Source organism: Cytophagia bacterium CHB2 (assembly GCA_030263535.1).
In the GTDB taxonomy this organism is placed as follows: Bacteria; Zhuqueibacterota; Zhuqueibacteria; order Zhuqueibacterales; family Zhuqueibacteraceae; genus Coneutiohabitans.
The window spans coordinates 1-19,171 of the sequence record SZPB01000096.1 but is presented as its reverse complement, the minus strand read 5'-3'; the positions used below and the strand labels follow the sequence as shown (position 1 = coordinate 19,171).

General features: G+C 54.0%; 17 protein-coding genes. 12 read left to right on the top strand and 5 right to left on the bottom strand.

The genetic code is table 11. The features are described from left to right. On the top strand, positions 1 to 536 hold a 536-nt coding region (locus FBQ85_11445), incomplete at its 5' end, for an aminomethyl transferase family protein (protein MDL1875766.1). A gap of 47 nt (positions 537 to 583) precedes the next feature. On the opposite strand, the gene FBQ85_11440 is transcribed toward FBQ85_11445, so the two are convergent. Together FBQ85_11440 and FBQ85_11435 are read right to left on the bottom strand one after the other, a co-directional pair. Further along, positions 584 to 868 (bottom strand): hypothetical protein, encoded by a 285-nt coding sequence (locus FBQ85_11440; protein ID MDL1875765.1) that lies wholly within the window; start codon positions 866 to 868, stop codon positions 584 to 586. Between the two features lie 61 nt (positions 869 to 929). After that, positions 930 to 1,154, bottom strand: coding sequence for a BrnT family toxin (locus tag FBQ85_11435; protein MDL1875764.1), 225 nt, complete (start codon positions 1,152 to 1,154; stop codon positions 930 to 932). Between the two features lie 474 nt (positions 1,155 to 1,628). Here FBQ85_11435 and gltS point away from each other — a divergent pair, with 474 nt between their 5' ends. The 9 genes from gltS (at position 1,629) to FBQ85_11390 (ending at position 11,443) form a co-directional block, all read left to right on the top strand. Next, the gene (gene gltS / locus FBQ85_11430) at positions 1,629 to 2,834 is read left to right on the top strand and encodes a sodium/glutamate symporter (GenBank protein ID MDL1875763.1); all 1,206 of its coding nucleotides are present in this window, start codon (positions 1,629 to 1,631) and stop codon (positions 2,832 to 2,834) included. A gap of 52 nt (positions 2,835 to 2,886) precedes the next feature. After that, positions 2,887 to 3,942 (top strand): PrsW family intramembrane metalloprotease, encoded by a 1,056-nt coding sequence (locus tag FBQ85_11425; GenBank protein MDL1875762.1) that lies wholly within the window; start codon positions 2,887 to 2,889, stop codon positions 3,940 to 3,942. Then, positions 3,717 to 4,361: an ATP-binding protein gene (locus FBQ85_11420; protein ID MDL1875761.1), complete on the top strand. Its 645-nt coding sequence runs from the start codon at positions 3,717 to 3,719 to the stop codon at positions 4,359 to 4,361. The genes FBQ85_11425 and FBQ85_11420 overlap by 226 nt, the downstream gene beginning before the upstream one ends. 38 nt (positions 4,362 to 4,399) lie before the next feature. Continuing rightward, positions 4,400 to 4,738, top strand: a complete 339-nt coding sequence (locus tag FBQ85_11415) for an STAS domain-containing protein (GenBank protein MDL1875760.1) — start codon at positions 4,400 to 4,402, stop codon at positions 4,736 to 4,738. 18 nt (positions 4,739 to 4,756) lie between these two features. After that, on the top strand, positions 4,757 to 5,905 hold the full coding sequence (locus FBQ85_11410; GenBank protein ID MDL1875759.1) for a response regulator: 1,149 nt from the start codon (positions 4,757 to 4,759) through the stop codon (positions 5,903 to 5,905). A 63-nt stretch (positions 5,906 to 5,968) separates the two neighbouring features. Continuing rightward, a complete protein-coding gene (locus FBQ85_11405; protein MDL1875758.1) occupies positions 5,969 to 6,517 on the top strand; it encodes a sigma-70 family RNA polymerase sigma factor in 549 nt (182 codons plus the stop codon). Next, positions 6,504 to 7,283, top strand: coding sequence for a hypothetical protein (locus tag FBQ85_11400; protein MDL1875757.1), 780 nt, complete (start codon positions 6,504 to 6,506; stop codon positions 7,281 to 7,283). The genes FBQ85_11405 and FBQ85_11400 overlap by 14 nt, the downstream gene beginning before the upstream one ends. Before the next feature lie 107 nt (positions 7,284 to 7,390). Next, positions 7,391 to 8,347, top strand: a complete 957-nt coding sequence (locus tag FBQ85_11395; protein ID MDL1875756.1) for a hypothetical protein — start codon at positions 7,391 to 7,393, stop codon at positions 8,345 to 8,347. A 117-nt stretch (positions 8,348 to 8,464) separates the two neighbouring features. Continuing rightward, on the top strand, positions 8,465 to 11,443 hold the full coding sequence (locus tag FBQ85_11390) for a hypothetical protein (GenBank protein ID MDL1875755.1): 2,979 nt from the start codon (positions 8,465 to 8,467) through the stop codon (positions 11,441 to 11,443). Between the two features lie 60 nt (positions 11,444 to 11,503). Here the strand turns inward: FBQ85_11390 and FBQ85_11385 are convergent, their stop codons facing one another. From FBQ85_11385 to FBQ85_11375, 3 genes are all read right to left on the bottom strand, one after another. After that, a complete protein-coding gene (locus tag FBQ85_11385) occupies positions 11,504 to 11,758 on the bottom strand; it encodes a hypothetical protein (protein MDL1875754.1) in 255 nt (84 codons plus the stop codon). A 203-nt stretch (positions 11,759 to 11,961) separates the two neighbouring features. Next, complete coding sequence (locus tag FBQ85_11380) at positions 11,962 to 12,267, bottom strand: hypothetical protein (GenBank protein ID MDL1875753.1); 306 nt, start codon at positions 12,265 to 12,267, stop codon at positions 11,962 to 11,964. Then, positions 12,264 to 12,650, bottom strand: a complete 387-nt coding sequence (locus FBQ85_11375) for a HEPN domain-containing protein (protein MDL1875752.1) — start codon at positions 12,648 to 12,650, stop codon at positions 12,264 to 12,266. The genes FBQ85_11380 and FBQ85_11375 overlap by 4 nt, the downstream gene beginning before the upstream one ends. 180 nt (positions 12,651 to 12,830) lie before the next feature. Here FBQ85_11375 and FBQ85_11370 point away from each other — a divergent pair, with 180 nt between their 5' ends. Both FBQ85_11370 and FBQ85_11365 read left to right on the top strand, forming a co-directional pair. After that, the gene (locus FBQ85_11370) at positions 12,831 to 16,619 is read left to right on the top strand and encodes a GHKL domain-containing protein (protein MDL1875751.1); all 3,789 of its coding nucleotides are present in this window, start codon (positions 12,831 to 12,833) and stop codon (positions 16,617 to 16,619) included. A 206-nt stretch (positions 16,620 to 16,825) separates the two neighbouring features. Then, positions 16,826 to 19,171 (top strand): hypothetical protein (locus FBQ85_11365; GenBank protein ID MDL1875750.1); only part of this gene is annotated, 2,346 nt, incomplete at its 3' end.

The window sequence follows — 19,171 nt, the reverse complement described above, 5'->3', positions numbered from 1 at the left end:
GTATTATGCCGGTGGGCATGGTGGCCATGGACATTGCGCGCGTGGAAGCCGCGTTGTTGTTGGGCGATGTTGATTACGTTTCGAGTCACAAAGCCATCACCGAGGCGCGCAAATCCTCGCCGCTGGAGGCGGGCCTGGCGTGGGCGGTGAAATTTGATAAAGGCGATTTCATTGGCCGCAAAGCCTTGCTCGCCGAACAAGCGCGCGGCCCGAAATGGCAGTTCGTCGGGCTTGAGGTGGATTGGGATGAGTTGGAAAGTCTCTATGCGGCCGCGGACTTGCCTCCGCAAGTGGCCGGCCGCGCTTCGCGCGTGGCGGTGCCGGTTTACAAAAACAATCGCCAAATCGGACAAGTGACGAGCAGCACGTTTTCACCGATTCTCAAGAAATTTATTGCAATCGGCACAGTAGAGAGTCAATTCGCCGGCCTCGGCACTAAAGTCGAAATGGAGATTACGGTGGAATTCAGCCGCGAGAAAGCCGCAGCAATGATCGTCAAAACGCCGTTTTTTGATCCGCCGCGAAAAAAAACTTGAAAGATAGCCGGGAGATATTTAATGAAACAACAGGAATACCGGTGACATTAACGCAGGGCGCTTTGTTTACGCTCCTGGTCTATGCGATCCTTGATGAAAATCTTGATCAACGACTGATAAGAGACATCTCTTTTTTGCGCCATAGCGCGCAATTCATCAAGTACAAACTCCGGAAGCCGCAATGAAATGGTTTTCATTGTCGGCCTCAAATTGGGAAAGGCAAGAATTTCTGCCTGGCCCCAATCGACAAAATCGGTGGAATCCTGTGTTCTCCAAAATTTGCGTTCCTCTGCCTCGCTTTTAAAGCGAGGGATTTCTTTTGATTTTTTCATGATACTTTCTCAATTCCTTGTTGTTCATGTCACGCGCTGAAATGATGCGAATCCGATTGACTCAGGCGGTGAAAACAACAAACAAACATCTGCCGGCGTCCGTGCGGCCCAGTGTGTAGTATCGTTTTTCGGATGCCGAATGCCTTTTGTCATCTCCTACGATAAGCGGCCGGTTGAAAAACACTTCTTCGCATTCGCTATTTGAGACGCGATGCTGAACCCAATTTTTATCGGTATTCCCATCGTCCCAATCGAAGCCGGCACAATTCAAAAGGAGCGTGTCCATATCGAAAGCAACGTACAATACCGACGCAATTTTTGCAAACTATTTTTCAATGATCCAGGTAAACCTACAGTGTGAGCGTCTGCCAGCGCTAGGGGTGTGGCCGAAAACCCCTTGGGGCGCATATTCTGTGAGGCTAACCACCTGTTTTCGAATGTGCGTTCTGACCTAAAACAGACGTTCCGGCTACACCCTAGCATAAAATTTCATCCGCAGACTCTACTTCTTATCACTTTTTCAGCCCGGAGGCGATGTCATTCCTTGAGCAAACCATCGGGTATAATCCGTCCAATACGGGCGCGAACAGCCACGCCCGGCAATCCCTTCTCTTCTTCAGAATTTCTCCAGGATTTAGTGAACTCGCCCGGCCCCGGGCAATGATAATTCACATTTGCCTTTTTCTCCTGAATTCTGCATTATTGCCCGCAATAATTGCGCTGTTCCTGTTTCATTATCCTGGAATTCTGCGGAGCCGCTTTGCTCGAATTTGACATGATTCAAACCGTGGCCTTTGCCGGCCTGGTGCTGTTTCTGGGTTACGGCTTGCGCCGCCTCCTTCCCCTCCTGGCGCATTACAACATTCCCGCGCCGGTGGTGGGCGGCCTGGTTATCGCGCTCGTCATTCTGGCCGCGCGGCAATTTGAAACGACTCTGTTCAAATTCGACACCACGTTGCAATCGCCGTTGATGATCGCATTCTTCACCTCAATTGGATTCGGCGCGAGTTATTCCCTGTTGAAAGTGGGCGGGCCGCAAGCGCTGTTGTTTTTCGGTATCGTGTCGCTGGTCGCGGCGCTGCAAAATCTCGTCGGTATTCCGCTTGCCATGGCGTTGGGCGTGTCGCCGTTGTTCGGCGTCATCGTGGGATCGCTGACTCTCGCCGGCGGACCGGCAACCGGTTTGGCCTTCGCGCCGTTGTTCGAACAAGCAGGCGTGGCTGGCGCAGGCACGCTGGCGGTGGCCTCAGCCATGGCCGGAATCGTATCCGCAGGCCTGGTGGGCGGACCAATCACGACATTCATCATCAAGCGCTATAATTTGCGTTCGAGCACACCGGCGTCGTCAGCGCTTCCAGAACAGAAAACCTCTTCATCTGATAAAACAGACGAGGATAAAAACTCGGCATTCGTTCTACTCAAGAACATCGTTATCATTTTGGCGGCGATGTGGCTGGGCGGCGGCATCAGCAAGTGGTTGACCGCCCTCAACATCACTCTGCCGGCATACATCGGCGCGATGGCGGTGGCAGCGGTTATTCGCAATGTTGATGATCGCACGAAGGTTTTTGGCTTGAAACCAGCGGTCATCGACGATCTTGGCCACGTTGCGCTCTCGCTGTTTCTCGTGCTTGCGCTCATGACGCTTAAATTGTGGGAATTGGCGGGACTTGCCTTGCCACTGCTCATCATTCTCTCGGTGCAAATCATACTCGTTGTTTTGCTGTGCCTGTGGCCGGTTTTTCAACTCATGGGACGCGACTACGAGTCCGCGGTGATGGTGAGCGGCTTTTGCGGCTTTATGCTCGGCATTACCGCAAACGCCATGGCCAACATGAACACGCTGGTCGAGCGCTACGGCCCGGCGCCGCGCGCGTTTCTCATCGTGCCCATGATCGCGGCGTTTTTCATCGATTTTCCCAATGCGGCATTGATCACGGCGTGTTTGAATTGGTGGGCGCCGTGAGATCCTGCCTTGATGCTATTTTGATTTTCACGCAAGACGCGCCGGCCAGCGCATGAAACCTGTTGCTCTTGATTCCTCATTTCTGCTTGCGCTTGACGTGAGCCTGTTGATACGGCTGGGCGTGAGCCTCACGCCGGTTCTGGCATTTCTCGTGATCCTGGTCTCGCTTGACAGCTTCAAGCTGGTGCGGTTACGCGCAATTTTGACGGCCATCGCCATAGGCGGTTTAGCGGCGCTGCTCTGTTTATTGATCAATCGTTTTGCGCTGCAAGAATTGGGATGGAATCTTTATTTCTATTCTCGCTATCCTGCGCCGGTATTGGAAGAATTAGTCAAAGCGCTTTACGTGATTTATTTGATCAAAACCAAGCGCGCCGGCTTCATGGTCGATAGCGCCATTTATGGTTTTGCCAGCGGCGCCGGTTTTGCATGTTTGGAAAATATTTACTACATACAATCGCTGCCGGGCTCTCAATTTTGGGTATGGCTGATTCGCGGCTTCGGCACCGCGATCATGCACGGCGGCGCAACCGCGATTTTTGCTCTGTTGGCGAAAAACGCCTCGGATCAACAGGCGCAAACAGGCTGGCGCACGCTGCTGCCCGCCTGGCTGGCGGCGAGCGCCATTCATTCGTTTTATAATCATTTTGTGCTGCCCCCGCAGTTCATGGCGATTCTGCTGCTGCTCACGTTGCCGGCACTGCTGGCGCTCGTCTTTCAGCGCAGCGAAAAATCAACCCGCGCCTGGCTGGAAGTGGGCTTTGACAGCGATCGCGAGCTGCTGGAGTTGATCACCAGCGAACAAGCAACCGGCTCGCGCATCGGGGCATATTTGCAAACGTTGCGCAAAACCTTTCCGCCGGAGGTGGTGGTGGATATTCTATGCTATCTGCGTTTGTATCTCGAATTATCCATCAAAGCCAAAGGCGTTTTGTTGATGCGCGAGGCCGGCTTCACGCCCGCGCCGGATCCCCGTCTCAAGCAAGTCTTTGCGGAACTGCAGTATTTGAAAAAAGAAATCGGCGCTACCGGCCTGCTGGCGATTTCGCCGTTTCTCAGCACCACAAGCCGGGATTTGTGGCAATTGCAAATGTTGGAGCAAACGTGAGCACCTCCTCTCACCTGACTCTTTCTCTCAAAAACGATCTCGCGGAGATCACGAGAGCGAGCGCGGCGGTGGACGAACTGGGCGAACGCCACCACGCTGCGCCGGAAGCGTTATACGCCGTCAATCTTGCGCTGGAAGAGGTTTTGACCAACACCATTTCCTACGGCTATGACGACGGCGCCGCGCATGAAATCATCGTGCATTTCTCCATGCAGGATGGCGAGTTAACGCTCACGATTACCGATGATGCGCGGCCGTTCGATCCGCTGCAAGCGCCCGCGCCCGATGTCAACGCGGCGCTGGAGGACAGGCCAATTGGCGGCCTGGGCATTCATCTTGCGAAGACAATGATGGACGGCATGCATTATCGCTATGAATCCGGTAAAAACATCTTGACGATGAAGAAAAAAATCGCCTGACCGCGAATAATTCTTAAGATGAGATTGCAGGAGAGAGTATGGAAATCACACAAACGAAACAAGGCGAGGTTTTGATCCTGGCGCTTACCGGCAGGCTCGATGCGCAAACCTCCAAAACGTTGGAAGATCAATTGATTCCGCTCATTGAGGGCGGTGCAAAACGGGTGCTGGTGGATTTTGCGCCGCTCGATTACATCAGCAGCGCGGGCTTGCGCGTCTTGCTGCTGGCGGCGCGCAAATTGACCCAAAGCAACGGCCGCATTGCCCTGTGCGCTCTGCGGCCGACGATCAAAACCGTTTTCGACATCGCGGGGTTTAGCACTGTGTTTCCGATTTTTGCCACGCGCGACGAAGCCATCGATCATCTTCAAAGCTAATGCAAGGAAGGGCGAGTGATGATTACCCGCATTTTGGCGGTGGATGATGAGCCGGATTTGGAGCTGGTGCTCAGCCAGAAATTTCGCAAACAAGTGCGCAACCAGGAAATGCAACTGTTCTTCGCTGCCAACGGCGTGGAAGCGCTGCAGCTTCTGCAAACGCACGGTGACATCGACGTGGTGCTGAGCGACATTAACATGCCCGAGATGGACGGCCTCACGCTGCTGGAAAAAATTCACGCGCAGTATCCGTTGCTGCGCGTCGTCATGGTTTCCGCTTACGGCGATATGAAAAACATTCGTGCGGCGTTGAATCGCGGGGCATTTGATTTCGTCACCAAGCCCATCGACTTCGCCGATCTCGAGATTACGCTCAGCAAAACGATTCTGGCCGCGCGTGCGATCAAACAAGCCGCGCACAATCGCGACCGCCTGCTCGCCATTCATCGCGACTTGGAAGTGGCGCGCCAAATTCAACAGGCCATGGTGCCGCGTTCGTTTCCGGCCTCACCGGCGTTCGTTTTGAGCGGGGCGATGATTCCCGCGCGCGAAGTCGGCGGCGATTTTTATGATTTCTTCATGATCGACGAAGAGCGCCTGGGGTTCGTCATTGGCGACGTTTCCGATAAGGGCGTGGCCGCGGCCATGTTTATGGCATTGAGCAAGACTCTGCTCAAGTCAACCGCGCTCAAGGGCTTGCCGCCGCAGGAATGTTTGCAAGAATTGAATCGCGTGCTTTATTTTGAAAACACCGCAGCGATGTTCGTTACCATTTTTTATGGCATTCTCCATTTGCGCACCGGCGCGGTTGATTACTGCAACGGCGGCCATCCCTCGCCGTACCGCCTGGGAAAAGATGGGGATCTTACCACGTTGCCGGCGACCGGCGGCCTGGCATTGGGCGCATTGGATCATTTTGAGTATGCCGCGCAGCAAACCGTGCTGCAACCCGGTGAAGGAATTTTCCTGTACACCGACGGCGTCACCGAGGCGATGAATCGCGCCGGCGAGCAATTCACCGAGGCGCGCTTGCAGGAACACCTCCAAACTCATGCGCATGCCGCACCGGCCAACCTCATTGCAGAGGTGAGCACCCAGGTCAACGCTTTTGCCGGGGGCGCCTCTCAAGCCGACGACATCACCATGCTGGCCCTGCGTTTTGGTTAAACATGAAAATATCCCAAAAATCCCACCAACTTTTTTCACTCCCGATTGTAGTTGCAATAAACCATGACCGAGTCCAGTGATCTGACACTTGTCCGGCAATGCCTGGAGGGGCAGCGTGACGCCTTTGGCGTGCTGGTCATGCGGCATCACAAGGCCGTGTTCAATGTCACGCTGCGCATGATCAAAGACGTTCAAGATGCGCAAGACGTGGTGCAAACCGTGTTTCTCAAGGCTTATGAGAAACTCGGGGCGTTCGATGCGCGCTTCAAGTTTTTTAGCTGGATTTACCGCATGGCAGTCAATGAATCTCTCAACTTTCTCAAGCGCCGGCGGCGCTGGGAGGGGCTGGACGAGGGGCGTGACTATGCCGCCGACGCAGAAACCGTCGAAGAAAACGATATGAGCCAAACGATACAAAACGCCTTGATGTTCTTAAAAGTCGAACATCGCGCCGTGATCATCCTCAAGCATTTCGAGGGGCTTTCGTATGAGGAAATTGCTTTCATCCTCGAGGTGCCAACCAAAACCGTAAAGTCCAGATTGTTCAGCGCGCGCCAAATGCTCAAGACTATTTTGCTCAAGCAAGGATATGCCGATCATGATCGCCGATAAATACATCGAGTTGATTCACCGCGAAATTGACGGACGCAATTCGCCCCAAACCAGCGCCAAGCTTGCCGCTTTTCTGGCAGCCAACCCGCAAGCGCAAAAACTCTATGATGAATTGCAGGCTCTGTCCGGCATGTTGCAGGAAGTCAAGCCGGTGGAGCCGCCGCCACATTTGCCGCATATGATCATGAACCGGCTGCCGCCGTCACAGCCGGTTCGCCGCAGTTTGTTTGCGCCGCTGCAGGAATGGCTGGAGGCGCGTGGCAAATTCAAATATGCATATGTCTTTTCCGGCGGCCTGGCGGCTGGGCTTGCGGCCGTTGCGATCTTCTTTCAAACCGCGAGGCCGACCTCCGAGGATTTGAGCAAGCTCTCCGGCGCGATGATTCCGCGCGAACAAGTCGAAAATCTCAAAACCGCGGAAAGCCGGGAAATCAAACACGAACAAGTCACGGGTGTGTTACATCTCAAGGATTCGCCAGAAATCATGGTGGTAGAATTTTCACTGGCTTCTATGCAAGAAGTCGAATTGGATGTGGCTTTTGACGAGAAAAACCTTGCGTTCAAGGGCGTTATCGCGTTCGCACAATCGTTTCCAGGAGAAGTGAATGTTCGCGGCAGCGCTTTAGAGTTAAAGCATCGCGGCCAACAGCGTTATGCCGTGATTTTTGTCAAACAAAAGCAAGCCGCCGGCGCCTTGCATCTCAAAATCGGGCGCGCCGGTGAAATTTTTTATCATCAAACGCTGACGCCGGGTGTTGACCAATAAAAGAAACTTAAAACAATCGCCAACTTTTGCCTGACCCGGTTGTACTTCACTCAGAACATGCAAAAAATTTTGTCCCAGCATCAAGCCAGCTTAAATCGGAGGCCGTTATGAGTCATCCCAATCGCAAAACGTTGTGGTTGATCGGCGGTGCAGCCGCCATCCTCGTTGTGATCGCCTACTTCGCGTTCGGCAATTTTCCTCCGGCTTCGGAAGATTTGTCGGGAACCATTGGCGGCGTGAAAAAAGCGGAGAAATATCAAAACACGCAAATGAGCAACACCGATGTGGTGTTGACGGACTCGCAGATTCAAACGCTTTTACAGGACGATAAAATCCAGCGCCTGATCACGAACACCGAATTCAAGGCGTTGATGGCGAATCCGGCGTTGCGCGAAGCCCTGGCAAACCCTGAAATGCAGCAACTCTTCGCTGCGCCGGCTTTACGCGAGGCCCTGGCAAATCCTGAAATGCAACAACTCTTCGCCGCGCTGGCTTTGCGCGAGGCCCTGGCAAATCCTGAAATGCAGCAACTCTTCGCCGCGCCGGCGTTGCGTGAGGCCCTGGCAAATCCTGAAATGCAACAACTCTTCGCCGCGCCGGCTTTGCGCGAGGCCCTGGCAAATCCTGAAATGCAGCAACTCTTCGCCACGCCGGCTTTGCGTGAGGCGCTGGCGAATCCCGAGATGCGCGAAGCCCTTGCGAATCCGGAGCTGCAATCGGCGATGGCCAATCCGGAGTTGCAAGCCGCACTCGCTCACCCCAATATGCGCGATCTGATGGCGAATCCGAATCTGCGCGAGGCTCTGGCGATGCCGGCGATGCAAGCGATGATGGCGAATGCGAGCCTGCGTGAGGCTTTGGCGAATCCGGCAATGCAAGCAGCCCTGGCGAATCCCGAGTTACAAGCCGCGCTCGCCAATCCCGAATTGCAAGCGGCCTTGGCCAGCCCGGCGCTGCAGCAGGCATTGGCCAATCCCGAGTTACAAGCCGCGCTCGCCAATCCCGAATTGCAGGCCGCGCTCGCCCATCCCAGCTTTCAGGCGGCCATCATGCAAGCGCAATGAGTCCGGTAAAAAAATTGGCTGTGCAATTCACCTGACGGTCTTTTTTCAAGGAGATGCCATCCTAAAAAATGGCTTCTCCTTTTGTCGTTTCAAACAGGGGTGACTGAGGAAGAAAACATGCTCCGCCCGATCACACCGAATCATCGTTGGTCTGGATTTTCCCACTCCCGCAGTTTGATCCTATTGCTGTTTTTTTTATTCTCGCCCGCGCGCGCGCAATTTCAAAGTTTTGAGACGCCTAATCTTCGCCTGGTTTATTACAGTCAGGCGCAGGATTATCTTGTTCCGCACATTGCCCGCTGTTTCGAGAATGCGCTGCAATTTCATCGCCGTCTGTTCGACTACACACCGGACGGTAAAATCACAGTGTTCATGCAAGATTTGGCCGATTACGGCAACGGCGGCGCGGAAGTGATTCCGCAAAATTTTGTGTATGTGCTGATGGCGCCCTTTCCGCATGCTTATGAAATCGTGCTGGGCAACGAGCGCATGAATTGGATGATGAATCATGAAGTGGCGCATGTTGTCTCGATGGATAAATCCGCGGGCCGCGATGATTTTTTTCGCACGCTTTTTCTCGGCAAAGTTTACCCCGAAGCTGCGCATCCCGTGTCGATGCTCTACAGCTATTTGACCAATCCCCGCCGCTATTCGCCGCGCTGGTTTCATGAAGGCAGCGCGGTTTTCCTGGAAACCTGGATGGCCGGCGGGCTGGGGCGCGCGCTGTCTTCTTATTATGAAATGGTGTTTCGCACGATGGTGCGCGATGGCAGCTATTTTTATGATCTCGTGGGCTTGGAATCGGAAGGCACGGCCATCGACTTTCAGGTGGGCGCGAATTCGTATTTGTACGGCACGCGTTTCATCAGCTATGTGGCGCAGCAACATGGCCCGGAGAAGCTTTTGCAGTGGCTCGTGCGCTCCGACAGCAGCAAAGCTTACTATGCCCTGCAATTCAAAAACGTTTTTGGCCTCGGGCTTGATCAGGCCTGGGCGCAATGGATTCGCTGGGAACAGCAATTCCAACGCGCCAATCTTGATTCGTTGCGCCTTTATCCAATCACGCCTTACCGGCCGATCACACGCACCGCTTTAGGCTCGATCTCGCGCAGTTATTACGATCCGGCGGGGAACAAGCTTTATGCCGCGCTCAACTATCCCGGCGAAATTCCGCATCTTGCCGCGATCGACATCGCCACCGGCGCGCTGCGGAAAATAGGCGCGCTGCGCGGCGCTTCCACGTTCTTCGTCACTTCGCTGGCTTATGATCCTGCTGGTCAGCAGCTTTTTTTTGCTACAAAAAACAGTTCCTGGCGCGATCTTTATCAAATCGATGTGCCTACCGGGCGCAGCCGCTTGCTGATCAAAAATGCGCGCATCGGCGATCTCGCCTTCAATCAAGCGGATCAATCGCTGTGGGGACTGCGACACGATCTCGGCCTGGTTACCCTCGTTCGCATTCCTCCGCCTTACCGCGACTGGAATCAAATCGTGACCTTCCCCTACGGCCAGGAGATTTACGATCTCAATCTCTCGCCGGACGGCAAACTGCTGGCAGCCTCACACACCGAAGCCAGCGGCCGGCAGAAACTCATCAAAATGGAAACTGCGAAACTATTGGCGGGCGACAGCTCGTTTGCAGTATTGTATGATTTCGAATTCAGCTCGCCGGAGAGTTTTACTTTTTCGCGCGACGGCAAATATCTGTTCGGCTCTTCATACTATTCCGGCGTTTCAAACATCTATCGCTATGATTTTAGCCGCAGCGAAATGGAAATTGTCAGCAATGCGGAAACCGGATTTTTCCGGCCGGTTCCGGTTTCGGAGGATTCCCTGATCGCGATGTGTTACACCGGCAAAGGCTTTTTGCCGGTGATGCTGCCGAACCGCAAGCCCGACTACGTCAATGCCATTCAGTTTCTCGGCAATGAAGTCATCCAGCGCCATCCGGAGTTTGAGAATTGGAAAATTCCGCCGCCCACCGGCATCGTGCTCGATTCAATGCACACCACGACGCAACCGTACAGCATGCTCGCACAGACAAAATTATCTTCCGTCTATCCGATCATCGAAGGCTACAAAGATTATACAGCTCTCGGTGTGCGCATGCGTTTTGACAATCCGATTAGGCTCAGCGAGTTGAGCCTGACGGCTTCGGTGACTCCGCAAAAAAACGTGCCCGATGCCGAGCGTCTTCATCTCGGATTGGATTTCCGATATTGGCAATTCAACTTTCAGGCGCGGTATAACGGCGGCAATTTTTATGATTTGTTCGGCCCGACGAAGCGCAGCCGCAAAGGTTATTCGGCGGCGCTGCACTACCAAAAATATTTGAGCTTCGACGAATCCTCCACCGGCTCCTACTCTTCTAATTATCATCTCGAATTGGCCGGCTATGGCGGTTTGGAAAAACTGCCGCAGTTTCAAAACGTCGCGGCTTCGTTCGACAAGGCGTTTTACTTCAACGCCGGTTACAATCATCAAGCGTTGGCCAAACCGCTGGGCGCGCTCGAATTCGAGAAAGGCTGGCGCTGGCAGCTTCATTCCGAAAACAGCCTGATCAACGGCAAGCTGCTGCCGCATCTTTATACCAATTTCGATTACGGCATGCTGCTGCCGATTGCGCATTCGTCGCTGTGGCTGCGCAGCGCCGCGGGCTACGCGCGGGGCGAGCGCGAGAACCCGTTTGCGAATTTTTATTTCGGCGGCTTCGGCAACAATTGGATTGATCATCTGGCGTATCAGCGCTTTCGCGAATACGAAAGCTTTGCGGGCGTGGAAATCAACGATATCGGCGGGACGAATTTCGGCAAGGCGATGCTGGAATGGACGCTGCCGCCGCTGCGCTTTCGGCGACTGGGTATACCCACGTTTTACTGCCGCTGGGCGCGGCTGGCGTTGTTTTCCAGCGGCATCGTCACCAATCTCGACAGCGCCCCGCAGCGCCGCAAAGTTGCCAATCTCGGCGGGCAGATCGACTTCAATCTCGTGCTGTTTTCAAATTTGAATTCGACGTTTTCGCTGGGTTATGCCGGTGCAGTCGAAGAAAACCGCCGGCTGAGGAGGGAGTTTATGATTTCGTTGAAGATTTTGTGATCTTGCCAGTTATCTTCACGTGGATGGATAATGGGGATTCATTGCAACGGCGATGCAAATCTATGGCTTTGCGGGTTGCGGCGATTTTGCCGCTTGCAGTATCTGTGCTGCGCGGTCGATGGCAGCCTGCCATTCGGCATCTACCAACGATTCGAGTTCCTTTTGATCCGCTGGATCGAGTCGTGTTCCAGCTTCATGAAAACGTTCCATCAACTCCTGCAGCCGTGCCTGCTGGCCGCTGGTGAAAAAAGCATCGGGACGAAAACGCTGGACGATAACGACGGTACCGTTGCCGTCCGTTTGACTCGCTGCCACAACCCGTTCCAGAGCATCTAAAGCAGAGCCTGGTGTGGCGCCGGTCGCTTGCCATTCGCGGCAACGGGCGCGATAGATGGCCCGTTCCGTTTGAGCTGATTCTTGAATAATTTCGATAGTGCTTATGGTTCAACTCAAGATTCGTTTATTAGGGTTCGTCCTTCGAGAGATGCTGAATTCTCAGTTTTATTCAATGGTCATTGTTAAAGGTTTTCGAGCGCGGTTGGTGCAGGATCGACAAGCACGGATGAGCCATTGCGATCCAACTCGTCCGCCGGCATGACCATCACATGATAGCCGTAATCAAGCAAAATATTCATTGCCTTTTCGGAATTGAATTCCATCAGCGCATTTTGACGCGCTTCATCCTGCGGCCAGGTTACATTGATCCACAGGGTATTGCCATTTTCGGGGCTGGGAGCAACATTTACAAGCTGAACTTCCGGGAAATGCTGCTGAATGTCTGCCAAGAGCTGGAGAATTAATTCTTTTTGTTTGAGGTTGATCATGATGGTATCTCCTGTTGGATTGCAGCAATGAACTCCTGCAATTTTTGCATCTGCCGATTCGCTTGCGCCTGGCTAATTGAAATTGCTTTGTAGTCTGCAATCGCACGCAGAAAACTGGCATCGTATAAATATGATCTGAATTTACTTTGGAAAATTTTCCGGCGATTGATCAATTCATTTGCAAACAGCGACTGTATCTGCGCATGATCGAGGTGTTTTCGATGTTCAAAAATGAAACCTTGCGCCAAGAGAATCGCCACAGCGGCTTGGAACATCGCATAGTAAGCGCGTGCGGCGCAGGCGATGTACAAACCGTGACTGCGGCACAACTGCGCGGCTTCTTGATTTTCACGGGCTTTTGTCAAGAAAACGGCGAATTCCAAAGCAGCCTCCCCGAGGTTTTAAGCGTGGAGATTGATATTTCCCATAAAAATGATGCCGGCAATGAAAGGCAGCATTTTGTTTTGGCAATATAAAAAAGCATGCTTCAAAACGCAAGGCAGGTTTCGCAGCACAACCCGCAATCCAAAAAATTATCGTCATCCTTTCCTTGAACAACTCTTATGCGAAAGCTCATTCTCCTCCTCCTGCTTGCCGGCCGGTTTCCTCCGGACGCGCAGGCGCAAAACAGCGAGCTGGGATTGCCCTTCATCCGCAATTACAGCCCCAAGGAATATCGCGCCGACATCCAGAATTGGGCCATCGTGCAAGACGATCGCGGCGTGATGCATTTCGGCAACAATCTCGGCGTGTTGGAATATGACGGGGTCGCCTGGCGGCTGCTGCGCCTGCCCAACAAAAGTTATGTGCGCTCGCTGGCGAAAGACGCCAACGGCCGGGTTTATGTCGGCGGCGTGGGCGATTTCGGTTATCTGGCTTCGGATTCGATTCACGGCAGCGCATTCGTTTCGCTGCTCCCGCATGTGCCAGAAGCCGAGCGCGGCTTCGCCGATGTCTGGGGTATTTATGCCACGGCTTCCGGCGTGTATTTCAGAACCGCGAGCCATCTGTTCCGCTGGTCAGAAGATTCCCGTCAAATAAAATTTTGGAAAGCGGCCACCTCCTTTCACGGCTCGTTTGAAATCAATGAAACGCTGTATTTGCGCCAATGGGAAATCGGTTTGCTCAAGCTGGAGGCGGATTCACTCGTCCTGATGCCCGGCGGTGCGCAATTTGCCGACGAACGGGTTTATGTCATGCTGCCGTTCCCGGGAGATGATCAAAAAATTCTGGTGGGCACGCGCACACAGGGCATGTTCATATTCGATGGCGTCTCGTTTCGGCCGTTTAAAACCGCAGCCGATGAGTTCGTAAAAGCCAATCTGCTTTATCAGCCCGGTGCTCTATTGCAAAACGGCAGCATGGTTTTGGGAACGCTTCTCGGCGGCGCAGTTATTCTCGATAAAGAGGGGCGCTTGCTGCAAAAAATCGATATGACTGCGGGCTTGCTGGACAATTCGGTTTTATGCGTCTATCCCGATCGCGCCGGCGCCTTGTGGCTGGGGCTGGGCAATGGCATCGCGCGCGTGGAGACCGGCGCAACGCTGACGCTTTATGACGCGCGGCGAGGCCTGTCCGGCAACGTCTATCGCATACATCGCCATCAAGGAATCTTGTATGCCGCCGGCAATGTTGGCGTGTTTTATTTGGATGCGCCCACCTCCGCATTCAAACCCGTGACTGGCATCGCCAACCTGAGTTTGGGATTTCTTTCCGCGGGTGAACAATTGCTGGCGGCAACGGTTGACGGCGTTTATCGCATTCAGCAAGAGCGCGCCTTCCCGGTGAGGCTCTCCGCTCAAAAAGATTTTGAGTCAAACGTTCTGTGCCGCTCGCGAATCGATAGTACCCGCGTCTTCGTCGGGCTGTTCAACGGCCTGGCGTCGCTGCGATTTTCACAAGGCCAATGGCTGGAGGAAGGCAAGCTGCCCAACCTTCAAGAAGAAGTTCGTACGATCGTCTCACTGGAAAATGGCGGATTGTGGCTGGGCACTTCGGCGCAAGGCGTTTTACGTGTGACATTCGATTACAATGCCAGCGAACAACTCTTTGTACACAGCGCGCGGGTGCAGCGTTTCGGCACAGCGCACGGCTTGCCGGAAGGCGGCGCCGCGGTTTGGGAGGTTGCCGGCACGCCTTATTTTGTTTCGCCCAACGGCGTCTTTCGCTTTGACGCGCAGAACAATCGTTTCATCGCGGATTCAACGTTTCAAATCGTAAGCTCGTTGGGATCCGTCGATGCGTTCACGTTGCGGCAAGATAACCGTGGTCGGGTTTGGGTGTGCTTTGGACGGGAGCCGGCCATGGGAACGCCCCGGCCTGACAGCTCCTACCATTGGTTGCAAGCGCCTTTTGTGCGTTTCGCCGACGAGGTGATTCAAACGATTTATCCGGAAAATGACGGTGTGGTGTGGTTCGGCAGCGCTTATGGCGCCATTCGCTATGATTCCAGGCAACCGCCGGATTATGCCGAGAATTATACCACGCTCATCCGGCGGGTGATCGTAGGAAGAGATTCTGTGGTTTATGTTGGCGGACATGAAACCCAAAACCGGCAGCCGCTCGCGGCGAGCATAACATATAATGACAATGCCGTGCGCTTCGAATTTGCCGCACCCACATTCGCACAAGAAGAACGAAATCAGTACCAAACGTTTCTGGAAAATTTCGACCAGGCCTGGGCGCCGTGGAGCGCGGAGCATGTCAAAGAATACACCAACCTGCCGCCGGGAGAATATCGTTTTCGCGTCAAAGCGAAAAACAGCCATGGCCACGAAAGCGCTGCGGCAGAATTTGCCTTTGCCGTTCTGCCGCCGTGGTATCGCACCTGGTGGGCCTATGCCGGTTACGCCTTGTTACTCGGTATGCTGATTTTTGCCGCTGACCGCTTGCAGCGCCGGCGTTTGCTGCGCAAAGAGCGGGCGCGCGCCCATCTGCGCGAAGTGGAACTGCGCGCAGAATCCGCCGAGGCTTTGGCAAAAGCTGAAAGCGAACGCAAAAAAAACATCGAGCTGCTGAGCGAGATGGGCAAGCAAATTACCGCCTCGCTGGATAGCGACATTATCTTTCACAAATTATATGAACATGTCAATCAATTGGCCGATGCCACCATCTTCGGCGTCGGCATCTATCATCCGGAACAACGGCAAATCGAATACCGCCTCGCCCTGGCCAAGGGGAAGCGTTATGCCCCCTACACGCGCGATACGCGCAACAAAAACCAGTTTCCGGTGTGGTGCATCGAGCATCGTCAGCCGGTGTTTATCAATGACGTTCAGCAGGAATACCAGCGCTATATCGCGGAATTCAAAGATCCCCAGCGAATCTTGGAAGACGGCAGCCGGCCGGAAACGCCGCAATCATTGATCTACTTGCCGCTCGTTTCTCAGGAAAGAGTCCTGGGCATCATCACCATTCAGAGTTTTCAGAAGAATGCCTATACCCCCTTTCATCTCAACCTGATGCAAAACCTGGCGGCTTACACCAGCATCGCGCTCGACAACGCCGATGCCTACCGCCGCCTCGATGCCACGTTGCAGCATCTCAAAGCCACACAACAACAACTGGTCACACAGGAGAAGCTGGCCTCACTCGGCGCCTTGACCGCCGGCATTGCGCATGAAATTAAGAATCCGCTGAACTTTGTGAACAACTTTGCTTCGCTGTTGGTGGAATTGGCCGAAGAACTGCGTGACGAACTTGCCCCGGAACAACATGCGTTGAGCGCAGAAAAACGCGCGGCGCTCGACGAAATTCTCGCGAGCGTGCAGCAAAACTCTCAGAAGATCGTGGAACACGGAAAGCGTGCCGACAGCATCGTGCGCAGCATGTTGCAGCTCTCCCGCGGCAAGGCCGGCGAACGCGAGCCGGCCGATATCAATGCCTTGCTGGACGAAGCCCTTAATCTCACCTACCACGGCCTGCGCGCGCGCGATACTTCCTTCAATATTCGCATCGAAAAACAATACGATGACGCCATCGGCAAAATCGAAGTGGTGCCGCAGGATTTGCAGCGCGTTTTTCTGAACCTCATCAACAACGGCTGTTATGCCGTGCATCAAAAAAAACTGGCGGGCGCGGGCAATTTTTCCCCCACCATCTCTTTACAAACGCGATTGCTCGGTGATCACGTGGAAATCCGCATCCGTGACAACGGCAACGGCATCCCACCAGACATTCGCGAGAAAATTTTCAATCCGTTTTTCACCACGAAACCAACGGGGCAGGGAACGGGCTTGGGGTTATCGATCAGTCACGATATTATTGTGCAGGAGCATCGCGGGGAGATTAAAGTGGAAACCGAGGAAGGCAAGTTCACGGAGCTTGTGGTGCGGCTGCCGAAGAACGCCTAGTGCAGAGAGCGGAGCGCATAGCGTAATTCCGTCGGCAAGGAATGCTCATAGTGTACCGTAGGAAAGAAAACCAAAAGCGCGCGCGAGCCGCAGAGGCTTCGCAAGGAAAAACTTTGCGGGTTCTTTGCGTCTTCGTCCCGCCCGGGCGGGATGAATCCTTTTGACGGCAAATCAAATTTTGAAAAACTCTCACTCAGAGAACCGCCATGAAAAAACTCTTGTTTCTCCTCATTATCGCCATTTTCGCGGGTTTGATGAATCTCGAATCAGTGCAGGCGCAAACCCCAAGCTCTAGGCCCTCCGCCATTAGCTCAACCCGCAACGAAGTTGGCCGGCCGCTCATCACCACCTACCGCTCGAGTGAAATCGGCTCGGACCTGCAAAGCTGGGCATTCGCGCAGGATAAACGCGGGGTGATGTATATCGGCACAGCGCCGGGCGTGCTGGAATTTGACGGCGCCTCCTGGCGCAAGATCCCGGTGGCCAACAAGACTTTCGCCCGCTCGCTGGCGATTGATGGCAATGGCAGAATCTATGTTGGCGCCAGCGCAGAGTTCGGATACCTCGCACCGGATAGCGTGGGTGAATTGCAGTATGTCTCCCTGCTCCCGCAAGTGAGCGAAGCGCAACGGAGCTTCAATTACGTCTGGACGACGATCGTCACCCCGCAGGGCATTTATTTTCAAACGCGCGAGCGCATTTTTCGATTTACGCCACTGGAACATAATGCCGGGGATGAGAAGTGGCAGGTGAAAGTGTGGGAACCGCAGGGCGCTTTCGGTTATGCCTTTTGGCGCAACGGTACGTATTACGTGCAACAGAACGACGTCGGCCTCATGAAAATGGTGGATGATTCATTGCACTTGTTGCCGGGCGGGGAACAATTCCGCGACGACCGACTGCAAGTGATGCTGCCTTTTGCCAACGAGGGTGAGAAAGGCGGAGCGGAAAAATATCTCGTGGGCACGTTCAACCGTGGGTTGTTTCTGTTTGATGGAAAATCTTTCCGTCCATTCAAAACGGAAATCGACGATTTCTTGCGCAACAGCACACTTTATGACGCCACCGTCTTGCCAAACGGCAATTATGGATTAGGCACCCTCAATGGTGGGTTCGTGATGATGGATCGGCAGGGCCGGGCACTGCAATATCTGAATACCGGCATTGGTTTGCCCAGCAATACGATCACCGCGGTATTTGCCGACCGCCAAGGAACGGTGTGGCTGGCCCCGGAAGGCGGCATCACCGTCATGGAAACACCCTCGCCGCTTTCACTCTTCGATGCGGCTTCCGGATTGCTGGGAGGAGTTTACTTCATGCTCCGGCACCAGGGTACACTATATGTCGGCGGAGCCAACGGCGTATTTTACTTGGATGCCACCAGTGCGACGTTCAAACCGGTGACCGGTTTGGAGGCCGGTAATCCCCAGGCATTTCATCTTCTCGCCGTGGGCGATGAATTGCTGGCAGGCGTCAGCGGACTTTACCGTATTGAGGGCAGCCGGGCCTCATTGATTATCAAAAACGTCGGACTTTCTTTTTCCCCGCAATGGCTGCATCGCTCCAAGCTCGACAGCAACCGGATTTTTGTGGCACTCCCCAATGGTCTGGGGGCGATTCGCCGGGATCCCAGCAAGTCGGTTGATTGGAAATTTGAGGCCAAAATCCCTGGAATCAATTTATACATTTCTATTGTTGTCGAGCCGCAGCCGGGTGAATTATGGCTCGGCACGGGCAACAGTGGCGTGTTTCGGGTTCGTTTCAAAGGCGCATCGCTGGAAAACCCGCAGATCGACCACTTCGACAGCCGGCAGGGATTATCCAATGACGGCGGCGTGCTGGTTGATATGGTCGCCGGCCGGCCGGTGTTTGTCACGACCGATGACGTGTTCCGCTTTGATGAATTCCGCCAGCGGTTTGAGCCGGATTCGCTGTTACGGGTGGTGAGCTTCAATAATACCGGCAGTGCCAGCGGAGTGCGCGAAGACCACCACGGCAACATCTGGGTCAACTTCGGCCGGGAAACCGCGATGTTGAGGCGACAGTCGGATGGTTCTTATCATGCCGAGAAAACTGCGTTCTTGCGCTTTGTTGATATGGCTGTTTCTCACATCTATCCGGATGAAGACGGCATCGTGTGGTTTGGCAGCACGGAGAGATTGTTGCGCTACGATCCCACGATCCAAAAGAATTACACCGCAGAATATCCCGCTCTTATCCGCCGCGTGACGGTTGGAGAAGATTCATTGATTTATGGCGGCGCCCCGGTAGAGACGTTCCGGCGGAACGTCTCCACATTGTCATATGCCCACAACGCCCTGCGTTTCGAATTCGCCGCGACCAGTTACGACAACCCGAGAGAGACCCAATACCAATCCATGCTGGAGGGGTTTGACAACCACTGGTCCAACTGGAGCAAAGAGAACAAACGCGACTACACCAACCTGCCGGCTGGGGATTATCGTTTCCGGGTGAAGGCAAAGAATATCTATCAACACGAGAGCCGTGAAGCGGTGTATGAATTTAAGATTCTGCCGCCGTGGTATCGCACC

What these genes read in the sequence shown, in the direction of transcription:
- FBQ85_11415 (MDL1875760.1), top strand. Translation starts at nt 4,400, where the DNA reads ATGGAAATCACACAAACGAAACAAGGCGAGGTTTTGATCCTGGCGCTT.
- FBQ85_11395 (MDL1875756.1), top strand. Translation starts at nt 7,391, where the DNA reads ATGAGTCATCCCAATCGCAAAACGTTGTGGTTGATCGGCGGTGCAGCC.
- FBQ85_11380 (MDL1875753.1), bottom strand. Translation starts at nt 12,267, where the DNA reads ATGATCAACCTCAAACAAAAAGAATTAATTCTCCAGCTCTTGGCAGAC.
- FBQ85_11420 (MDL1875761.1), top strand. Translation starts at nt 3,717, where the DNA reads ATGCTATCTGCGTTTGTATCTCGAATTATCCATCAAAGCCAAAGGCGT.
- FBQ85_11440 (MDL1875765.1), bottom strand. Translation starts at nt 868, where the DNA reads ATGAAAAAATCAAAAGAAATCCCTCGCTTTAAAAGCGAGGCAGAGGAA.
- FBQ85_11405 (MDL1875758.1), top strand. Translation starts at nt 5,969, where the DNA reads ATGACCGAGTCCAGTGATCTGACACTTGTCCGGCAATGCCTGGAGGGG.
- FBQ85_11425 (MDL1875762.1), top strand. Translation starts at nt 2,887, where the DNA reads ATGAAACCTGTTGCTCTTGATTCCTCATTTCTGCTTGCGCTTGACGTG.
- FBQ85_11410 (MDL1875759.1), top strand. Translation starts at nt 4,757, where the DNA reads ATGATTACCCGCATTTTGGCGGTGGATGATGAGCCGGATTTGGAGCTG.
- FBQ85_11370 (MDL1875751.1), top strand. Translation starts at nt 12,831, where the DNA reads ATGCGAAAGCTCATTCTCCTCCTCCTGCTTGCCGGCCGGTTTCCTCCG.
- FBQ85_11390 (MDL1875755.1), top strand. Translation starts at nt 8,465, where the DNA reads ATGCTCCGCCCGATCACACCGAATCATCGTTGGTCTGGATTTTCCCAC.
- FBQ85_11400 (MDL1875757.1), top strand. Translation starts at nt 6,504, where the DNA reads ATGATCGCCGATAAATACATCGAGTTGATTCACCGCGAAATTGACGGA.
- FBQ85_11435 (MDL1875764.1), bottom strand. Translation starts at nt 1,154, where the DNA reads ATGGACACGCTCCTTTTGAATTGTGCCGGCTTCGATTGGGACGATGGG.